Below are 17197 nucleotides of genomic sequence, written 5' to 3'. Positions count from 1 at the left end.
TTTGAATTCAATCGGTAAAAAAAGAGGTAATTAATAGAATTAATTTCATTAAAAATAAAATCTCCGTAAGGGATTTAGAGATAAATATATGTCAGTATTAGTATATGTAGAACAAGCTGAAGGAAAGTTTAAGAAATCTGTTTTTGAAGCAGTTTCTTACGCCAAAGCTATTGCAGATCAGCAATCAACTAATTTAAGCGCAATATCCATTGGCGATGTTGCCGAAAGTGAATTGAAAGAATTAGGAAAATACGGTGCGTCTAAAGTATTAAATGTAAGCGCCGATCAGTTAAAAACTTTCGTTAACCAGGCCTATGCAAGTGTTATCGCTGCTGCTGCTTCAAAGGAAAGTGCAGACATTGTGGTACTATCGAACTCCTTCTCAGGGAAAGGTTTAGCGCCAAGAATTGCAGTAAAACTTGAAGCCGGCTTAGCAGATGGAGCGGTGGAATTACCAAGCACTGATGGAAAGTTTTCAGTTAAGAAGACTGCTTTCTCAGGAAAAGCTTTTGCCATTACCGAACTAACTTCAGCTAACAAAGTAATCGCTTTGAATCCAAATGCATTTGGCGTTAAAGAAAATGCGACTGATGCATCAATTGAGAACTTCGCTGCTGATATTAAACAATCAGACCTCGGCACTGTTATCAAAGATATTGTTAGGGCAACAGATAAAGTTTCCTTACCAGATGCAGAATTAGTAGTATCTGCAGGAAGAGGTTTAAAAGGACCGGAGAACTGGGGAATGATTGAAGAACTGGCAGGTTTACTCGGCGCAGCAACAGCTTGTTCAAAACCAGTTTCCGATGCAGACTGGAGACCGCACTCGGAGCACGTTGGTCAGACAGGAATTGCCATCAGTCCTAATTTATATATCGCGATTGGGATTTCTGGTGCCATTCAACATTTAGCAGGTGTAAGTTCTTCTAAAGTAATTGTAGTAATTAATAAAGATCCGGAAGCGCCTTTCTTCAAGGTTGCGGATTACGGAATAGTTGGAGATGCTTTCGAAGTGGTTCCGAAATTAATAGAAGCATTAAAAGCACATAAAGGATAAAAGTGTTTAAACCCGGCAGGCCTTAAAACCTCCCGGGTTTGAAATATAGATATGAAAAAAGTTAAGTTAGATATTGTAGGATTGTCTTACAGCCAGACGCAGTCTGGCGCCTATGCCCTGGTTTTAGGAGAAGTAAATGGACGGAGGCGATTGCCTATCATTATCGGTGCGTTTGAGGCACAGGCTATTGCGATAGAAATTGAGAAAATGACCCCCAGCAGGCCGCTGACGCATGATTTATTTAAATCAATGGCTGATACTTTCCACATTAACATCCAGGAAATCATTATTTACAACCTGGTTGACGGTGTGTTTTATGCAAAACTAATTTGCAACGATGGAAAGAACAAACATGAAATTGATGCAAGAACATCTGATGCAATTGCACTTGCAGTACGGTTTGATGCTATGATTTACACTTATGAATTCATCTTATCATCTGCAGGAATCGTAATTGAAGGTAACGATTTTCTCTTCCTGGAAAATATGGATTCCATAGCGAAAGAACCAGATGCAGATAGTTTACCCGGCAGCGGAAAACAACCGGGTTTTACCGACTTATCATTAGAGGAACTGCAACAAAAATTGCAGGAGGCAATAGCCGAAGAGGCATATGAAAAGGCCGCAAGGTTGCGGGACGAATTAAATAAGCGAGGTACATCTTAAAAATATCTCTTTAAGTTCATTTACTGCTATAAAATTTAATAATTTTCATAATAAAAAGCTGAAAATAAAATAAACCCAAATTGTTCAAAATAATTTGGGTTTATTTTTGAATTATGTTTCAAATTAGTTCTATATTCAGCCTTTACTTTCAAAAATCAAACAGACGATATGATGAATGTTAAGTTTCGCTTAACCTTAATGAGCTTTATGCAATTTTTTGTATGGGGTGCCTGGCTTATCACAATTGCAAATTATTGGTTCGGAACAAAACAATGGGATGGTACACAGTTTGGTGCAATTTTCGCCACTATGGGCTTTGCCTCTCTGTTTATGCCAACGCTGACCGGCATTATTGCCGATAAGTGGGTAAATGCAGAAATCCTTTATGGCATACTTCATATCTTATATGCCGGCGTTCTATTTTATTTACCACAAGTTGAAAGCCCCAACGCCTTCTTCTGGACAATGTTAGCAGCCATGTGCTTTTATATGCCTACAATTTCCTTAAGTAACTCTATATCTTATACTACGTTAAAATCTGGCAATCTGGATGTTGTGAAAGACTTCCCTCCCATCCGTGTATGGGGAACAGTTGGCTTTATCGCGGCCATGTGGATTACCAATTTAACAGGCAATAAGGCAAGTTCATATCAATTTTATATCGCAGGTACCGGCGCATTACTACTCGGGGTATATGCATTTTCTTTGCCAAAATGTAAACCGAGCAAACTTATTGCTGAGGAAGCTTCGCTAATGCACACGCTGGGGCTAGAGGCTTTTAAGCTTTTTGCTAATTATAAAATGGCCTTATTCTTTATTTTCTCTATGTTTTTAGGTGGAGCGCTACAGCTTACCAATGCTTATGGGGACGTATTTTTAGATGAATTTAAGCATTTTCCCAAGTATGCAGATTCTTTTGTAGTAAAATATTCTACCATCATCATGTCGATTTCGCAAGTTTCTGAAACACTCTTTATTTTGGCTATTCCATTCTTTTTAAAACGTTTTGGAATCAAAAAAGTAATGATTATTGCGATGTTGGCCTGGGTGTTTAGATTTGGCTTCTTTGCGTATGGAGATCCTTCCGGAAACCTCTGGATGATTATTCTTTCTTGCGTAGTTTATGGAATGGCATTTGATTTCTTTAACATTTCAGGTTCATTATTCGTGGAAACTTCCACTACAGCGAAAACAAGGTCTTCTGCTCAAGGTATGTTTATGATGATGACAAATGGTTTCGGAGCCGTATTCGGCAGTTTAGTATCAGGCTGGATGATCGACAAATATTTCACTAAATCATTTACAACTATCCAGGCGACATCTGAATTTGTAGGTTCAGAACCTACCAATAACCATTTGCTTGATTTTGTCAAAAGTCAGGGTGTAAGCATCTTAAATAACGGCACCTTTGATAAAGCCATTCAGATGAAAGACTGGCACCATATCTGGCTTTCCTTCACTATCTATGCCTTAATCATCACTATACTTTTTGCATTACTATTTAAACATAAGCATACACAAGCTGAAGAAAAAGCTATCGAAGCCATCAGTCATTAATTTAATCTCTCAATTCCTCTTATGTCAGCCGGCAAGTATAGAAAAGAACATAATTGCTTAAATTGTGGTTCTCATGTAGAAAAACATTATTGCAGCAATTGCGGTCAACCCAATTTAGAACTGAAAGAAAGTTTCTGGGGTTTCATCAGCCATAGTATTGCGCATTACTTTCACTTTGATAATAAATTTTTCCAGACACTCTCTCCCCTGCTTACCAAGCCCGGGCGGGTTACTTTAGATTACCTGGATGGAAAACGGGCCAGGTACATCAACCCGGTAAGCATGTACATTTTTGTATCTATTGTTTACTTTTTGGTTGCGTACTCTCCAAAACATTCAGACACCGAAAACGGGCATAAGCCCGGAAAATCTGCTTCGGTGAAATACATGGTGTTGGATAGCGTAAGAAAGGAGTTAACAAAAGCTGGCGTAGTGAATAACAAAACAGGTAAGATTTTAGATAATGTTAAAGCCGATTTTAAAAAAGAACTGGATATAGAACAATTTAAAGCACTTAGTTTTAAAGATCAGGGACGCATTCTCGCTGACTTCAAAATACGGAATAAATCAAAAAAAACTGATTCACTGAAAAACATAATCTCTAAATTTTCCAGTATTTATAATGATAGAAACGATAGTACATACAGCGCTTACTTAATCAGACAAAAACAACTGCCTATTTTTCAAAAAGACAACTGGTTCGAACGAATGGTAACGAAGCGTTCAATAGCAATGGGCCAAAAATCAGAAATCATTACAGAAACATTAGAACACAACAGGCCTAAACAATACTTTCTGCTAATGCCGCTATTGGCATTGTTCATCATGTGGAATTTCCGCAAAAATCACATGTATTATTTAAACCATCTGATATTCACCATACATGGAATGACTGCTTATTTCATTGTATCTATCTTTACTAAACCAATTATAAAATATGTTTTCGGTGCAGATTCATTTCTTTCAGGCGTGATTGAATTTGGAGTATTTATTTGGATTATATGGTATTTTTATAATGCCCTAAAAGTATTTTATCAACGAAAACGCGGCGCAATCATTTGGAAAATGATATGGATCTTTATGCTTTATGGATTTGCCTTTGCAATTACCGAAGTGGTAATGCTTAACATTATATATTATGTAAGTTAAATACCTAAATCTTGAACATAAAAAAATCCCGGGTTCTTAAGCCCGGGATTTTTTTATGCTATTATTATTTTATTTTCTGTCTTTTAATTCAACAAATTCTCTGTCTGTTTCGCCAACGTAAATCTGACGGGGACGACCGATTGGTTCTTTGTTTTCGTGCATTTCTTTCCATTGTGCAATCCATCCAGGTAAACGGCCTAAAGCAAATAATACCGTAAACATTTCTGATGGGAAGCCTAAGGCTCTGTAAATAATTCCTGAATAGAAATCTACATTTGGATATAACTTTCTGTCAATGAAGTATTGATCGGTTAAAGCTGCTTCCTCTAATTTCTTCGCAATCTCTAAAATTGGATCGTCAATTCCCAGATTTTCTAAAATATCATCACAAGCTTTTTTAATGATTTTAGCACGTGGATCGAAGTTTTTATAAACCCGGTGTCCAAAGCCCATCATCCGGAAAGGATCATTTTTATCCTTTGCTTTATTAATCCATTTTTCCGTATCTCCACCATCTTCCTTAATCAATTCCAGCATATCGATAACGGCTTGGTTTGCCCCACCATGTAGCGGCCCCCAAAGTGCGGCAATACCTGCAGCAATAGATGCATATAAGTTACAGTCAGATGAACCAACAATCCGAACAGTCGATGCTGAACAGTTTTGCTCATGGTCTGCATGTAGAATAAGCAATTTATTCATTGCGCTAACCACAATTGGATTTACATCATAATCTTCAGTGCGCTGACCAAAAGTCATCCAAAGGAAATTGGTTACGTAATCATATTTATTTTTTGGATAAATAAGTGGATTGCCTAAAGACTTTTTATAAATAAATGAAACGATAGTTGGAAATTTTGCCAACAGTTTAATAATCGTTAAGTCTTGTTCCGCTGGTGTTTGATTGGGCTTTAAACATTCTGGGTAAAAGGTAGATAATGAAAAGATTAACGAACCCAATTGACCCATAGGATGAGATTTCGACGGATAGCCATCGAAGAATTTCTTCATATCCTCATGAATCAACGTATGCTTGTTAATGTCAGTTTGTAAATCTTCTAATTGTGTTTGTGTTGGAAGATCTCCATAAACGATCAAATAGATTACTTCTAAGAAACTAGATTTGGCCGCAAGTTCTTCGATTGAATAGCCTCTATATTTTAAAATACCTTTTTCACCGTCTAAGAAAGTGATTTTACTTTTGGTTGAACCAGTGTTTTTAAAACCAGTATCCAGGGTTACAAAGCCAGAAAGATCTCTTAATTTTGAAATATCAATGGCTTTTTCATTTTCAGTTCCTGTAATTACTGGCAATTCTAACGTTTTACCATCAACTTTAATTTCTGCAATATCTGACATATTATTGTATTGTGTTTATAGCTTTCTAAATTATATAAAATTAATATACATGCATAACAAATCTGTTAAATTAATATGAATTATCGGTCAAAATGAAGTAACAATCATACTGAATTTAACGTTGAAACACCTTCTATTTTGCTTTTAATTCTTCCGTAACGCTGCCGCATTCGAGCATTTCATCGCCGTAATATGGATTTCTGATTTCTTTTTCTGTCGATAACCAGTCTCCTCCATCACCTTTGTTAGCCATTGGGCAATGCTGAACATAAATCGTTCCCTTTTCTATTTCAGCATTCTTCATTAGCGCGATCAAATCTGCACTTAAGATTGTAAAATTTTTCCGTTGATCTACCAGATTAGTACCTGATGCAATTTTACCGGCAACTTCTGCGGTGGGCTCACAACCTTCGTAATTTGCCAGACTTTTTTGCAGATCAGCAGCAGCTTTCTGAGAATGTTTTTGATCAGCCTTCACTAAAGCATTTTTCAAACTTACATACGCGGTAAAAATATCGGCTTTCTTTTGGTCTTTTATTAAAACTTCGTTATTGACAGATAGCGAGTCTTTTTGAAGGGTATCATTTTTATCCGAAGATTTTTTTTCTGATGGATTGCAAGCCATAAGGCCGGCAAGAATAACAATTCCGAATATTCGTTTCATGGTATTTGGTTTTCGGTTCAAAATAGGGATTTAAATATTAAATAAACAAAAAAAGCCCCGCAAATTGCGAGGCTTAACTATTAAATGATGTTCTAATTATAATTTGAAATTATATGCTAATCTAACGGCATATTGTCCTGTTTTTCTGAAGTAAGTTGTAGAAGCGCTATCATTCACATAACCTTCATATCTCACACCAGCATCAAAGCCGCCAAATTCATAACCCAAACCACCAGAATAAATGAAGTTAGTTTTAGCACCGTCCTGAATAGCAATACCTGCGCCAGCCTCAGTAGCTAAATACATTCTTTTGATCGGGAATACTTTTACACCACCTTTAGCCGGAATAAAATCTGCATCTACTGCATTATCCTTTGCAATTAATTTGGTATAACCTCCAGAAGCTGTAACTGCAACATATGGCGTTAGGTCCCATTGTAATTTTAAATCTGCACCGTAAGCATAATCCATAGGCGATTTATCGCGGAAAACACCGCCATTAATACCTACGCCAACTTTGAAACCCATACCTTTTGGAGCCGGATTAGGATCAGTTTCCATCATTGTTTGTGCATTCAGGCTTGTAGTAGCAAAAAGTGCAACTGCGGCTGCCATTGTAAAGATTTTAGTAATCGTTTTCATATTAGATAAATTAAGTTAATTAATAAGGTTTTGAGGTATATACGAAAAGTGATTTCATTTAGATTTATTTTATTTTCATTTTTTTCAGAAATTTTTATCAATAAAAAAAGCCCCAGCTTTTGCTGAGGCTTTTGAATGATAATTTATATTTTCTTACAAACTGAAACCGTAAGCTAAACGTAGACCAACATAACCAGTGCTTCCACCGTCTTTAGCTAAACCTTCATATTTTAATCCAAGGTCTAATCCATTACTCCAGGCATAACCTAAAGCAGGAGAATATACGAATGAAGTTCCACTACCTTTATTAGTACCAAAACCAGCACCAAGTTCAGCTAAACCATAAACACCTGCTCCAGAGTCGTTGAAGAAATACTTTGCACCAACTTTAACAGGGATATAACCGAAATCTGGAACATCAAAGCCATTGATCTCTTTGCCTAAAAAGCGAGTGTAACCTGCGGTAACTGGAATTGATAATTGTTTATCAACATCAAATTGATAACGTAAATCTGCACCAAGTGCTACATTATATAAATCACCTGTAGGGATACCACCAATAATTCCTATTCCTAATTTTTGAGATTGTGCGTTAGCATTAGTTGCAAAGAATAATGCCACTACAGCTGCTGAAGTAGCAATAATTTTAGTAAAAGTTTTCATCAAATATTATTTTTAAGTTAAATAAATATATCAGCACTGTTACAAAACATGTGCCAAAAGCTTAAATTGAACAACTTTTAGGAATTTAAAACAAGAACACGCTTAGTAAGAGGAGTTTAAACCTCCTGACAGGGCCTTTTCTAAAATATGCGCTTTTAATAGGTCTGTTGACAATGCAGCATTGAGCCAAACGATATTTACGCCGTCTTTTTCCATTTTTCTAAAAAAGGTATTTTGCCGTTTAGCATATTGGCAAATCGCTATGCCCAAATTTAATTTCAACTGCTCATAGGTAAGCAAACCATCCAGGTAACTGACTATGAATTTGTATTCTAAGCCATAAAAAACTAATATTTCCTTTGATACACCACTTGCAATTAAGTGGGATACTTCCTCAATCATTCCATTATTCAGCCGATGTTCAAGTCTGGATAAAATTTTAGCCCGGGTAAGTTCAACCTGATTTTTCAATCCAAAAATTAGTGGCTTAATCTCAGGCCGGTATTTTTCTTCTATATCATGGTTTTGCAGGTATTCGGCAATCTCTATTGCCCTGATCAACCTCTTTTTAGATGATACATCTGCGTGTGCAACATGAATTGGGGGATATGTATTTAACTTCAGTACCAGCTGATCTTTTTCATAAACTTCTAATGATGTTCTCAATGTTGCATTGATAGGAACTGCGGTATATTGTTGATTTTGCAGCAGACTATGAATGTACATTCCTGTTCCACCGCATAAAATCGCCTGCCTTCCCCTACTGTTGATCGACTCAAATGCCCGGTAAAAATCATTTTTAAATGCGTCTACATGATATCTTTCTCCAGGATCTAAAATATCAATTAAGTGATGTGGAATAATCTTATTATTGATTTCATATTCATGAAGGTCTTTCCCTGTTCCGATATTCATCTTTCTAAAGATCTGCCGGCTATCTGCACTGATAATTTCACCATTTAATTCGTTAGCTACCTGAACTGCAAGCTTTGTTTTACCAGATGCTGTAGCGCCGAGGATAATAATTAGGTTTTGATCTGCCATTTAAAACTTCAGGATAAATTTAAGACTTCCGGTATTAAAAACCGCTGTGTTAGCTTCAGCATTATCTTTAATAATAGACCGGTTTAAATTTTGATCTAATGAAAATTGTTTGGGAGCAATGGTAGCTGTTAATGAAAAGCCAAGCGTTGCATAAGCTTCCCCAGCTGACCAGTCTCTATCGGCATAGGTCATTAAATCGTTTGGTTTTAAAAGTTCAGAGAAATGCGAGATCAGCTTGCTTAAACCTCCGGTAACCGTATAACCCGACTTCACTGCAAATCGAATCAATTCCGCAGATTTATAATTTTCGGTATGGTTCATACCTCTCAATGCAGAAAAAGTAGCCACGGCAACCAGTTCTTCATTTTCAAATAATCCAAATTTATAACGGCTATTTACAGCGCCCTGCAAGTGGTTTTCGTTAATAAACTCATCAGCTACCGGCTTTGCAATTTTATAAATTTTCGTTTTCCGACCATGAATTCTGACATTTAGTCCTAACAAAGACCCAATTCTTGCCAATACCTGCAAAGGCCTGGTCAACCAAACATCTTCCCAAAGGTGAATCAGTTTAATTTCGGCGATATGGTATTCTTCCTGTAAATTGATAAGCGCTTGCGGCTGATGATGATTCGCAATGCTAACCAAATGGACGACAAGTTTGCAATTAGCCAACTTCAGTAAACAAAAATCGTGATCAAAAGAAAAATGGCATTCAATTTCTAGATCCGCTAATCCGGATCTCAATTGATGATGCCATTCTATATTTTGATTAAATGCTAATTGATTCAAAGGTGCTAAATTATCTGCCAAATGCTTGCAGCAAATTTAACTATCCTATTGTTATATCCACTCTTTTTCTTTGAAGTGAGTATGAATAATCTCTACAAAAGTTTGTACTTCACTCAATTTCTGATCGTCTATTTCTGAAATCTCGTAACCAATCTTATCATCACTAAATACTTTCAATTCTTCTGTATTCGAAGTAAAGTCCTCAGCATTTAACTTAACCTCTACTACACCTCCATTGATATAAATCCCTATAAAAAAACGTTCTGTAATCTTCTCACCGGCTGTTTCAATATTTTTTTCGCTATATAAATCATATCCTGTTTCAGAATTTTCATGAACCGTATATCCTCGTGTGGCATAAGGTTGAACTCCTGCCCTAATCGTTTGAAATATTTCTACAAGGTCTGTTTTCATAATCGTATCTTATTTTTAAAAATAAACACGATCAGCCCATTATTGTTTAACTTATTCTTCCTGCCACCATTTTGCATCAGGTAAATACCGGTCAAGTATAATGGTTTCGCCGGGCCTTGGTGTAACTAAATGCAGCCTGCTTTCCTTAGCTGCTGAAACCACTCTTTGTATCGGTTCGTTCCAGGGATGCATAGCCAAACTGAATTTACCCCAATGTACGGGCAACAATACTTTTGCTTTTAAGTCTATTGCCGCTTGCACGGTTTCTTCTGGATACATATGAATAAATGGCCAATAAGCATTGTACTGGCCGCATTCTAAAATAGCCAGATCGAATGGTCCATAAGTTTTTCCTATTTCTGCAAAATGGGTATCATAGCCTGAATCTCCGCCCAAAAATAGTCTGGATTTTTCCGTTTCCAAAACGAAGGCAGACCATAAGGTTTGATTACGCTTAACTTTTCTTCCGGTAAAGTGCCGCGCGGGTACGGCGGTAAATTTCAAATGGTTGGTAAGCGATATCGACTCATGCCAGCAAAGTTCATTTATTTGAGCCGCAGGTATTCCCCATCTTTCCAAATGCGATCCAACACCAATTGAAGTGACAATTTTTTTTACATTCGGGGCCAGGGTTAAGATCGTTTGATAGTCCAGGTGATCGTAGTGATCATGTGTGATGAGTAGGATGTCTATATTTTTAAATTGTTCTGCCTTTACAAAATCAGTTCCGGGAAATGCTTTACTCCCTATGAATGAAAATGGTGATGGAACTTTACTAAAAACAGGATCAACCAGAATCCTTAGCTGATCCACTTTGATCAGGTAAGACGAATGTCCGAACCAGATGATTTCCGGTGCCTGATCCTTTGGAAGAGCATCTAAATCCGGTAGAACAAATTTTAAAGCCTTATCAGGAGTTTTATTAGGATGTTTCTCTAAAAAAAACGCCTTCAAAATCATAAAAAAGCTTACCCCTTCTGGCTGCATCGGTGTTAAAGATAAGTTATGTATTGCTCCATCATGGTAATTGGCCAGCTGATGAATTTTATCCAATCTTAAACCGCTGGGTAAACGTCCGAATACTGGCAGGTTGATTACAATCAAAACAAGCACAATGATGGCAACTATAATATAAAGGAAAACCATTTTTTAAATTTAATGCGCTAATGTAGGTATTGCCGGAACGATAATCGGCAAGCACTATTCGTTCCATGAATTTTTGGCCTTAATCTTACAAAATACAGACCTAGCCTTGATATCTTACTATTATGGAATGGTGCTAAAAATTTTTGTTTAGGCTTCCGGGCAGCAGTGCATAGTGTTTTTTAAAAGCCGAAATAAAATGTTGTGCATTTTTATAGCCAACAAGGAAAGCAACTTCATTAACAGACTTTTTTTCGTGAAGCAGAAAATAATGGGCCCTTTCCATTCGGATTTTGTACAGGTAACCGAAAACCGTATAACCAATCAGGGTTTTAAAACCTTTTTTAAGTTTATAGTCGTTTATACCAGCCTTGCGGGATAACTCCATCAGTGAACAGGGATGCTGCAAATTACTTTCGATTAATTGCTTCGCAAACAAGATTTTCCGAACGTCTTCTTCCTTGATTGATACGGCCGCAACTTCTTTTTTTTGCAGGTAAGAAATAATCAATTCGAATATTTTTGATTCGAGAAAGATGCGTTTCATCCTTCCATTGTAATTAGGATGCTCGAATGTTCGAAGTAACAACTCAATCTCTGGCGTAATTGCATTTTGAGTTAACCCATTTTGCTCTATAAAACACTGATTAGTCACTTTGCTAAAATATGATTCTGTTAACTGAATATAGGTATAACTCGCTTTTCCGGAAATGTTGAATACTACCCGATTAAACTGCCCTGCTGAAATATTTTGCTGGTTGTGATTCAGGCTAAGGAGGTGTTTGGTTTTCGCATCGTTGAAATAGCTGATACTTCCATTTAAACAAAATAAAAACCCAATGTGCTGTTGCGAAGATTCATAATAAAAGTCTTGAGCGTTTTGCGTAATAATTTCAGCAGTGCTGATGTGTATTCCATTAAACCATTTCTCTGATAAATTAACCTGATAATTCTCCGTTCGGATCTCTTGTTTACTTTCCTCCAGATCGCCGTTGATATCAAAATTGTAGCCATAGGTGTTTTCGTAAACAGTAGTTTGAGTATGATATTCTAAAAGTCTGATTTTCATTTTATTAATTCTCCGCACATCCACATATCATCATTATTGATTTTAAATAACATTGCTACGCCAAATAATAGGCCTTCATTTTAATCCGTATCACGGCATTAATTATCCGTATGGCGTTATCTCCTTATGCTGATTATCTACAAATTTGCATAATTATTTATAATTAGTCTAAATAAATGAAAATATATTTATCGCTTGTCTTTTTGCTTTTTGAATCCGTTGCGCTGGCTCAGGAAATTAAAGTGGATACCGCAAAAGCAAATGATTTAAATGAGGTAGTGGTTACCGGGCAGTATGGACAACAGAGTTTAAAAAATTCAATATATAATGTGCGAACAATTGACGCAGAAAAAATTCGGTTAAGGGCTGCTACTAATCTTCAACAAGTATTAAATACGGAACTTGGATTTAGATTCTCAAATGACCTGACTCTTGGAACAACAGATGTTTCGCTAATGGGAATGTCGGGAAGAAACGTTAAAATTTTACTTGATGGAGTACCTATGGTAGACAGATCGGATGCAAGGGAAAGTTTAGGGCAAATTGATATCAACACCGTAGACAGAATAGAAATTATAGAGGGTCCGATGTCTGTTACATATGGAAGCGATGCTTTGGCTGGAGTAATTAACATCATCACGAAAAATGCGGGTAAGTCTTTATTGAGCTTGAATGCCCGCGTTCAGGAAGAAACCGCTGGAAAAGAATATGCAGGACTCACTGACGCCGGTTTGCACAATCAAAACTTAAGCTTAAGCTGGCAGAATAAGGGTTGGAATGCTTTGGCTGGCGTTTCCCATCAAGAATTTGGCGGCTGGAATATGGCTCCAAAAACTGCTTTTCTGGATGAATTTAATCAAAGGAAAAACCAATGGAAACCTAAAGAGCAATGGCTGGGTAATACCAAAGTGGGCTATCGGAATGAAAACTTTAATATTTGGTATCGCCTTGATGCTGTAAACGAAACAATTGATGCCAGGTTTGGAATAAACCCTAACACTTACGAAGGCAAACTTGCTACTTACACTACTAAACGATATACAAATCAGCTGCAATCTGAATGGAAGATCAGCCAAAAACTTAATATATCAGCGATTGCGGGCTATACAGATCTGCAAAGATCTACACAAACGGTTAACCATAACTTTATTAACAATACAGAGAAACGTACCACTGGCGCCGGTGAGCAGGATACAGCAAAATTTAATACCATCATATTCAGAACTACGGCGGTTTATAAAATGACGGATATGGTATCTTTTCAGCCTGGTTTTGAATTTAACAGAGATGCAGCCACAGGACAACGAATAAGCGGATCGCCTGTGATTAACGACCTGGCATTTTTTATATCATCTGAAATAAAATTAAACAATGAGATTAATATCCGGCCGGGACTAAGGGTAATTAAAAACTCTATTTACAATGCCCCTATAGTGCCTTCTTTAAACACAAAATTTCAACTTTCAAGAAATCTTGATCTTAGATTGGGCTATGCTAAAGGATTTAGATCGCCTGCATTACGGGAATTGTATTATGATTTTGTAGATGCGAGCCACAGTATCTACGGAAATACAAATCTAAAAGCGGAGCAATCTAACAGCTATAACGGATCACTTGTCTGGTCTGCCATAAAGGAAAAGCATTTAGGTTTTCGCACTACGTTAGCAGGTTTTCTTAATAAATTCAAGAATAAAATTGATTTCGGACTAGATCCATCAGACAATTCAAGAACCACCTTATTAAACATTAGTAATTTTAAAACCGTTGGAACTACGTTAGATAACAACTTAACTTTTAAAAATCTAAACGCCAGCATTGGCGTCTCTTATATTGGTTCTTTTCATACCTATTCTGAAGATGAAACGTTTACCGGTAAGCAGATATTATGGTCGCCAGAGGTTACGGCAAACCTCACTTACGCTATAAATAAGATTAATGCGAACGTAAGTATATTTTATAAATACACCGGAGAAAAACTAGGTTTCCAAACCAGCACCGGCAATGCAACGCTATCCTATCTACCAACTAAAATTTCATCATTCAGCTTTGCAGACTTAATGGTTAATAAGACTTTATACAAATCGCTTTTGCTAACCGCAGGAGTTAAAAATATTTTCAATATAACGCAATTGAACAATACATCAACGGCATCAGGTGGTGCACATAGCACTGGCGGAGAACCGGTTCCATTGAGTTATGGCCGCTCTTATGTATTAGGCTTAAGCTTTAACTGGAATAAAATTTAATCATTAACAATTAAAAATAATAAATATGAATAAACTTAACTCAATGATCGCTATCGCTTTTTTAGCGGTAACATTTACAGCCTGCAAAAAAGAAGCAGATGAACCTATTTTCATTGTGCCACCATCTGATGGAAACACTTTAACATTAAACGGATTAGTTGGAGCAGAAGATGGTACGGCAGCCGGAAATAGTGTATATGTTGATTTTAGTGCTGATAAACAGACTTCTGTTGAAAGAGATAGCTGGGACCTGGGATTTTACTCCGGAAGCGATTTCAGGGTAATTTTAAATTCAACAAACGGAGCATCGGCGCTATTGGTTAATAAAACTGATTTAAATGCTGTTACAGCTACCGACTTCGACCCAAATGAATTAAAAGTTGGACAAGGCCTTGGCAATTTTACGATTGTAGACGATGGACGTGAGTCTAATATACTTAATAAAACCGCTATCGCAGTCGTTTCAGTTACTGATGCAGATAACAAAGTATACATCATTAACAGGAAAGGAGGTGCAGGTACTACCCTGACTACAAATGATTTATACAAAATTCGTGTATTGAGAAAGGGGACTGGTTATACTTTACAATATGCTAAAGTTGCCGAAACTACTTTTAAATCATTGGATATTAATAAAAATGCTGAAGTAAACTATCAGTTTGCATCACTAATTAAAGGAGCCGCTATTACCGTTGAACCGGCGAAAGGTAGCTGGGATATTGTTTGGGGATATAGTATGTATTTTACAGCTGGATCTCCTTATGCTTTCTCTGACTTAGTTTTCATAAACAACCTGGCCGGAGTTGCTGCAGCAGCAGTTATAGCCACGGCAACCAAAACTTATGCCTCATTTAATGAATCTAATATTTCAGATCTCTCATTTTCTTCTGCAAGAGACGTCATTGGTTCAAAGTGGAGAACTGCTCCAGATAGAAATGGCAATGGCGGACGTGTTAATACCGATGTGTTTTTTATAATAAAAGATGCTACCGGTAACCTTTACAAATTGAAATTCGTAAGCTTTATATCTGGCGATGGTGGTACTCGTGGTAAACCCATAATTGAATACAAATTAATCAAAAAAGTATAATTAAAATTAAATGTAAAAAAATGAAAAAAGTTAACGTATTTCTAGTACTCATGGCAGTATTCTGCTTCACGTCTTGTTCAAAAAAAGAAGGTATTCTTGAAACGGAAAAAATTGAGACAGCAGATTTTTCTGTTACAAACAAAGCATTTGCTAAAGCCTTATCAAAAGCCATTACTAATTATGAATTAAGGGAATTAATCAGGAAAGAATCTCTTTTAGAATTTGACAAGGATAATGATGTGCTTTTTCAAAAAATTAAAGATGTAAAGTTGTCAGATGGAACTAAGGTTTTAGACTTTATAGCTGGCTTTTCAGAACTTGGAAAGGATAAATTTGTAACTAACGTAAATGATGCAGTCTTACTTACAATATTCGTACCCTCATTAAAGGTGTTTAAACCGGATACATGGCGCACGGAGAATCAAATTCCTATTGTTGCAGTGAGAAACGAGAATGATATAGTAACAAATAAACCATTATTAGCATTTGATTCCAATCAAAATAAATTAGCCCTATCGTATTCGAGTGAACCCACCGTTCCCGTACTCGTTGTAAAAAACAATGAACGTGTGAATTTTGATGATAATTCAGGATCAACAAATAGCAATAATCTTAGTACAATAAAAAAAGGAGATGCGTTGATGTCAGTTAATAATAAACAACTTTATTTTACAAGTTCTGACTTTAAAAATTTAAATATTCCATCAAAAACAGCATCTGTAAACCCTACAAATAATTCAATTACGTACCAAAATGGACAAGGTCCGGGTACATACGTTGGCAAATTATGGCATGGCTATTATTCAGGATATAACTTTACTTATGATAGAGACTGCATCTATTACAGCTTAAAGAACGACACGGATTCTGGTACTTTGGATAATACTTACGCAGAAGCAATCCAAGGATTTTATTTCAATAGTTCTTCTTCTGAGCAAACTTTGGATGCCTTAAATAATGACTGGACCGAAGGTATTTATGAAATTTATGTTACTACACTATTTGTTGAAGGTACTTCCGTTAAAGATGTTAAAAAGGGATTTAGCGTTAGTAAAAACGAACTATTCACAAATGTTGGAGGTTCCAGGGTAACAAAATATTTCCCTATATCACCAATAGAGATCGCTACATGGGATATGCAAAAATATGGAGACACCTGGAAGTTTTTAATTGAAGAGTTTAATTTTGGGGAGACTAAAAAATATACGACTAACGTCTCTTCTAATTTTTCAACTAATTTTAAAGTAGATGCAGGCTTTAACCTTTTTAAGGTGATTAAAATTGGGGCCAGCGCAGGTGGCAGCACGAGCTCAACAAAAACCAGCATATACGAGGTATCAACCACTGTTTCTTCATTCAATTTAGGAGAAGCAATATTAAGTTTTGAAGATCCCGTTGAATTGAAAGGAAGAAATGCAATAGCACAGTATCCGGTGATTGAGCACGTCATTAATGCGCCACTTGAACCAAATATGACATCGACAAGAGGATTAAATACGGGATTAGTTACCCTTATTGTGGCACCATATAAAAGAGTTAATCCTTTATCAGATCCTCAAAGCTATAATGACGACGCTTTCTACTGGATGTCTCATTATTAATATGGAGAATATAAATAATTAAAAAATATGTTTTGTTAGTT

The 17197-nt window shown here is 36.4% G+C and carries 16 protein-coding genes; 7 read left to right on the top strand and 9 right to left on the bottom strand.

The features are described from left to right. Window positions 1-88 precede the first annotated feature (88 nt). The 4 genes from GJU39_RS07085 (at window position 89) to GJU39_RS07070 (ending at window position 4429) form a co-directional block, all read left to right on the top strand. Window positions 89-1057, top strand: a complete 969-nt coding sequence (locus GJU39_RS07085) for an electron transfer flavoprotein subunit alpha/FixB family protein (protein ID WP_154280044.1) — start codon at window positions 89-91, stop codon at window positions 1055-1057. Window positions 1058-1108: 51 nt separating this feature from the next. Next, the gene (locus GJU39_RS07080; protein ID WP_154280043.1) at window positions 1109-1723 is read left to right on the top strand and encodes a bifunctional nuclease family protein; all 615 of its coding nucleotides are present in this window, start codon (window positions 1109-1111) and stop codon (window positions 1721-1723) included. 171 nt (window positions 1724-1894) lie between these two features. Continuing rightward, window positions 1895-3280, top strand: a complete 1386-nt coding sequence (locus GJU39_RS07075) for a nucleoside permease (protein ID WP_154280188.1) — start codon at window positions 1895-1897, stop codon at window positions 3278-3280. A 21-nt stretch (window positions 3281-3301) separates the two neighbouring features. Then, the gene (locus GJU39_RS07070) at window positions 3302-4429 is read left to right on the top strand and encodes a DUF3667 domain-containing protein (RefSeq protein ID WP_154280042.1); all 1128 of its coding nucleotides are present in this window, start codon (window positions 3302-3304) and stop codon (window positions 4427-4429) included. A 69-nt stretch (window positions 4430-4498) separates the two neighbouring features. Here GJU39_RS07070 and GJU39_RS07065 read toward each other — a convergent pair whose 3' ends face one another. From GJU39_RS07065 to GJU39_RS07025, 9 genes are all read right to left on the bottom strand, one after another. Then, window positions 4499-5788, bottom strand: coding sequence for a citrate synthase (locus tag GJU39_RS07065; protein WP_154280041.1), 1290 nt, complete (start codon window positions 5786-5788; stop codon window positions 4499-4501). 133 nt (window positions 5789-5921) lie between these two features. Then, window positions 5922-6452, bottom strand: coding sequence for a DUF3347 domain-containing protein (locus GJU39_RS07060; RefSeq protein ID WP_154280040.1), 531 nt, complete (start codon window positions 6450-6452; stop codon window positions 5922-5924). 96 nt (window positions 6453-6548) lie between these two features. Then, entirely contained in the window at window positions 6549-7094 is a 546-nt protein-coding gene (locus GJU39_RS07055) for a hypothetical protein (protein WP_154280039.1), read from the bottom strand. A 153-nt stretch (window positions 7095-7247) separates the two neighbouring features. Further along, window positions 7248-7757 carry a hypothetical protein gene (locus GJU39_RS07050; protein ID WP_154280037.1) on the bottom strand — a complete coding sequence of 170 codons (510 nt, stop codon included), beginning with the start codon at window positions 7755-7757 and terminating at the stop codon, window positions 7248-7250. 102 nt (window positions 7758-7859) lie between these two features. Beyond that, window positions 7860-8801 (bottom strand): tRNA (adenosine(37)-N6)-dimethylallyltransferase MiaA, encoded by a 942-nt coding sequence (gene miaA / locus GJU39_RS07045; protein ID WP_154280035.1) that lies wholly within the window; start codon window positions 8799-8801, stop codon window positions 7860-7862. Beyond that, window positions 8802-9614 (bottom strand): hypothetical protein, encoded by an 813-nt coding sequence (locus GJU39_RS07040; protein ID WP_167515662.1) that lies wholly within the window; start codon window positions 9612-9614, stop codon window positions 8802-8804. A 30-nt stretch (window positions 9615-9644) separates the two neighbouring features. Beyond that, the gene (locus GJU39_RS07035) at window positions 9645-10007 is read right to left on the bottom strand and encodes a hypothetical protein (protein ID WP_154280032.1); all 363 of its coding nucleotides are present in this window, start codon (window positions 10005-10007) and stop codon (window positions 9645-9647) included. 51 nt (window positions 10008-10058) lie between these two features. Further along, complete coding sequence (locus GJU39_RS07030) at window positions 10059-11153, bottom strand: MBL fold metallo-hydrolase (protein ID WP_154280031.1); 1095 nt, start codon at window positions 11151-11153, stop codon at window positions 10059-10061. Window positions 11154-11286: 133 nt separating this feature from the next. Further along, on the bottom strand, window positions 11287-12219 hold the full coding sequence (locus GJU39_RS07025; RefSeq protein WP_154280029.1) for a helix-turn-helix transcriptional regulator: 933 nt from the start codon (window positions 12217-12219) through the stop codon (window positions 11287-11289). A 176-nt stretch (window positions 12220-12395) separates the two neighbouring features. Between GJU39_RS07025 and GJU39_RS07020 the strand changes: the two genes are divergently transcribed. From GJU39_RS07020 to GJU39_RS07010, 3 genes are read left to right on the top strand one after another with little or no spacing between them, the layout of a single operon-like run. Further along, complete coding sequence (locus GJU39_RS07020) at window positions 12396-14465, top strand: TonB-dependent receptor plug domain-containing protein (RefSeq protein ID WP_154280028.1); 2070 nt, start codon at window positions 12396-12398, stop codon at window positions 14463-14465. A gap of 25 nt (window positions 14466-14490) precedes the next feature. After that, window positions 14491-15555: an HmuY family protein gene (locus GJU39_RS07015; RefSeq protein ID WP_154280026.1), complete on the top strand. Its 1065-nt coding sequence runs from the start codon at window positions 14491-14493 to the stop codon at window positions 15553-15555. Between the two features lie 20 nt (window positions 15556-15575). Then, window positions 15576-17156, top strand: a complete 1581-nt coding sequence (locus GJU39_RS07010; protein ID WP_154280024.1) for a hypothetical protein — start codon at window positions 15576-15578, stop codon at window positions 17154-17156. The last annotated feature ends 41 nt before the right edge of the window (window positions 17157-17197 follow it).

This window comes from Pedobacter petrophilus (assembly GCF_009674725.1).
Taxonomy (GTDB): domain Bacteria; phylum Bacteroidota; class Bacteroidia; order Sphingobacteriales; family Sphingobacteriaceae; genus Pedobacter; species Pedobacter petrophilus.
The sequence above is the reverse complement of the archived record's forward strand: the minus strand, read 5'-3'. Positions and strand labels throughout refer to the sequence as shown.

What these genes read in the sequence shown, in the direction of transcription:
- GJU39_RS07085 (WP_154280044.1), top strand. Translation starts at nt 89, where the DNA reads ATGTCAGTATTAGTATATGTAGAACAAGCTGAAGGAAAGTTTAAGAAA.
- GJU39_RS07080 (WP_154280043.1), top strand. Translation starts at nt 1,109, where the DNA reads ATGAAAAAAGTTAAGTTAGATATTGTAGGATTGTCTTACAGCCAGACG.
- GJU39_RS07075 (WP_154280188.1), top strand. Translation starts at nt 1,895, where the DNA reads ATGAATGTTAAGTTTCGCTTAACCTTAATGAGCTTTATGCAATTTTTT.
- GJU39_RS07070 (WP_154280042.1), top strand. Translation starts at nt 3,302, where the DNA reads ATGTCAGCCGGCAAGTATAGAAAAGAACATAATTGCTTAAATTGTGGT.
- GJU39_RS07065 (WP_154280041.1), bottom strand. Translation starts at nt 5,788, where the DNA reads ATGTCAGATATTGCAGAAATTAAAGTTGATGGTAAAACGTTAGAATTG.
- GJU39_RS07060 (WP_154280040.1), bottom strand. Translation starts at nt 6,452, where the DNA reads ATGAAACGAATATTCGGAATTGTTATTCTTGCCGGCCTTATGGCTTGC.
- GJU39_RS07055 (WP_154280039.1), bottom strand. Translation starts at nt 7,094, where the DNA reads ATGAAAACGATTACTAAAATCTTTACAATGGCAGCCGCAGTTGCACTT.
- GJU39_RS07050 (WP_154280037.1), bottom strand. Translation starts at nt 7,757, where the DNA reads ATGAAAACTTTTACTAAAATTATTGCTACTTCAGCAGCTGTAGTGGCA.
- miaA (WP_154280035.1), bottom strand. Translation starts at nt 8,801, where the DNA reads ATGGCAGATCAAAACCTAATTATTATCCTCGGCGCTACAGCATCTGGT.
- GJU39_RS07035 (WP_154280032.1), bottom strand. Translation starts at nt 10,007, where the DNA reads ATGAAAACAGACCTTGTAGAAATATTTCAAACGATTAGGGCAGGAGTT.
- GJU39_RS07030 (WP_154280031.1), bottom strand. Translation starts at nt 11,153, where the DNA reads ATGGTTTTCCTTTATATTATAGTTGCCATCATTGTGCTTGTTTTGATT.
- GJU39_RS07025 (WP_154280029.1), bottom strand. Translation starts at nt 12,219, where the DNA reads ATGAAAATCAGACTTTTAGAATATCATACTCAAACTACTGTTTACGAA.
- GJU39_RS07020 (WP_154280028.1), top strand. Translation starts at nt 12,396, where the DNA reads ATGAAAATATATTTATCGCTTGTCTTTTTGCTTTTTGAATCCGTTGCG.
- GJU39_RS07015 (WP_154280026.1), top strand. Translation starts at nt 14,491, where the DNA reads ATGAATAAACTTAACTCAATGATCGCTATCGCTTTTTTAGCGGTAACA.
- GJU39_RS07010 (WP_154280024.1), top strand. Translation starts at nt 15,576, where the DNA reads ATGAAAAAAGTTAACGTATTTCTAGTACTCATGGCAGTATTCTGCTTC.